4 protein-coding genes are annotated in these 2158 nt (G+C 76.4%); 2 read left to right on the plus strand and 2 right to left on the minus strand.

What is annotated here, in order from left to right; genetic code table 11:
- Both B0E53_RS35795 and B0E53_RS35800 read left to right on the plus strand, forming a co-directional pair.
- A partial coding sequence (locus tag B0E53_RS35795) for an ATP-binding protein (protein ID WP_246835774.1) occupies nt 1-404 on the plus strand: 404 nt, incomplete at its 5' end.
- Between the two features lie 11 nt (nt 405-415).
- The gene (locus tag B0E53_RS35800) at nt 416-1048 is read left to right on the plus strand and encodes a response regulator transcription factor (protein WP_210406355.1); all 633 of its coding nucleotides are present in this window, start codon (nt 416-418) and stop codon (nt 1046-1048) included.
- A 3-nt stretch (nt 1049-1051) separates the two neighbouring features.
- Here the strand turns inward: B0E53_RS35800 and B0E53_RS35805 are convergent, their stop codons facing one another.
- Both B0E53_RS35805 and B0E53_RS35810 read right to left on the minus strand, forming a co-directional pair.
- Nucleotides 1052-1624 carry a DUF5709 domain-containing protein gene (locus B0E53_RS35805; RefSeq protein ID WP_107079855.1) on the minus strand — a complete coding sequence of 191 codons (573 nt, stop codon included), beginning with the start codon at nt 1622-1624 and terminating at the stop codon, nt 1052-1054.
- A gap of 80 nt (nt 1625-1704) precedes the next feature.
- Nucleotides 1705-2158 (minus strand): ATP-binding protein (locus tag B0E53_RS35810; RefSeq protein WP_146167950.1); only part of this gene is annotated, 454 nt, incomplete at its 5' end.

Consider the following 2158-nt stretch of genomic DNA (forward strand, 5'->3'; position numbering starts at 1 on the left):
CGGACGGGGCGGGCGACGCCCGGGACCTGCGCGACCTGCTCGACCGGTACGCCTCGGCGACCGTGCAGGTGGCCGCGCCGGCCACCCCGGTGCCGCTGCCCGGGCCGGTGGCCGGCGAACTGGCCGCCGCGGTCGGGGCGGCGCTGGACAACGTGACCCGGCACGCCGGCGGGCGGGCCTGGGTGCTGATCGAGGACGAGGGGGAGACGGTGACCGTCTCGGTACGCGACGAAGGCCCGGGAATCCCGGACGGGCGACTGGCCGAGGCCGCCGCGCAGGGCCGGCTCGGGGTGGCCCAGTCCATCCGGGGCCGGGTGGCCGACCTGGGCGGCGAGGTACGCATCGTCTCCGCCCCGGGCACCGGCACCGAGATCGAGCTGACCGTGCCGCGGAGCGGCCGGTGAGCATCCGGGTGATGGTGGTCGACGACCACCCGATGTGGCGGGAGGGCGTGGCCCGCGACCTCACCGAGGCCGGGCACCTGGTGGTGGCGACCAGCGGGGAGGGGCGCCAGGCGGTCCGGGTGGCCGCGGCGGCCCGCCCCGACGTGGTCGTGCTCGACCTGCAACTGCCGGACGTCTCCGGCGTCGAGGTGATCCGGGGGCTGCGCGCCGCCCTGCCCGAGGTGCGGGTGTTGATGCTGTCGGCCAGCGGCGAGCCGCAGAGCGTGCTGGACGCGGTCAAGGCCGGCGCCACCGGTTACCTGCTGAAGTCGGCCGCGCCGGCCGATTTCCTGGACGCGGTGCGCCGCACGGCGGCCGGCGAGCCGGTCTTCACCCCGGGCCTGGCCGGGCTGGTGCTGGGGGAGTACCGGCGGCTGGCCGCCGCGCCGCCCGCCCCGCACGACGACGCTCCCCGGCTCACCGAGCGGGAGACCGAGGTGCTGCGTCTGGTGGCGAAGGGGCTGTCGTACAAGCAGATCGCCGAGCGCCTCGGGCTCTCCCACCGGACGGTGCAGAACCACGTGCAGAACACGCTCGGCAAGCTCCAGCTGCACAACCGGGTCGAGCTGACCCGGTATGCGATCGAGCGGGGCCTGGACGGCTGAGGCTCAGCTCGCCTCCGGCGGCCGGGTCTCGTGGACGGCCAGCTCCTCCGCGGTGGCCCCGCCCCCGGCCGAGCCGGCGTCGTAGGCGACGTTGTCGGTCTCCTGGTCGGTGTGCGCCCCCTCGTCCGGCTCGACCAGCCGCCCCACCTCGTGGTCGGCGACCGTGCCGAGCTGGCCGTGGTCGTAGATGGAGACCGGGGAGTGCGGGTCGGAGGTCGGGCCGGGGTCGATCACGTCGGCGTCGAGCTGGGCCTGCGCGGCGGCCTCCTCGCTGTCCGCCTCGGCCGCGATGTCCGGGTCGACCGGGCCGGCCAGCGGGTCGTCGGCGGGCCGCTCGTACTGCTCGCGCTGGAGCTTGTAGTCCAGCGACTCGCCGTCGAGCTGCTCCTCGGCGGTGGTGCCGAAGCGGTCCACCGCCACCGGGGTGCGGTCGGCGGGCAGCTGGGCGGGCTCCGGCCCGTCCGCCTCGCGTCCGGTCAGCACGTCGTCGTTGGCGGTCGAGTCGTCGTCGGCGGTGTCCGGCAGGCCCTCCGCCTCGGGGTCGGACACGGGGGTGGGGTACTCGTCGTCGCGCATGACGGGGAACTACCCACTGCGCTCGCCGGATTAACCGCAACCGGCGGGGTGGATCGGGAGGAACGGGGCAAAAAGGGGACTCAGCCGCGGAGCCGGGCCTCGTCCTCCGCGTGCAGCACGCACCAGACGACCTTGCCGTCCGCCAGCGGCGTGCTTCCCCAGCGCCGCGCCACCGTGTCGATGAGCAGCAGCCCCCGGCCCCCGGTGGAGGTGAGCGGGGCCAGCCCGGCATACGCCGGCCGCCGGTGGGAGTGGTCCCGGACCGCCAGGTGCAGGGCGCTGTCCCGGGGCGCCACCCGGACGGTCATCCGCGTCCCGGCGTGCGCGACCACGTTGTTGACCATCTCGGTGACCGCGATGGAGGCCGGCTCGGCCAGCTCCGGCACGTCCCACCGGGCGCAGCCGTCGGTGACCAGCGCCCGCGCCTCCCGGGCCGCCGCCACGACCGGGGGCAGGTCGGCGTCGAGCACCGCGGCCAGCGGCTCGTCGCGCAGCGCGGCCTGCGCCGCGTCGAGGGACCGGTGGACCGGCGCG

Source organism: Micromonospora sp. MH33, from assembly GCF_003013775.1.
Lineage (GTDB): Bacteria > Actinomycetota > Actinomycetes > Mycobacteriales > Micromonosporaceae > Micromonospora > Micromonospora fulviviridis.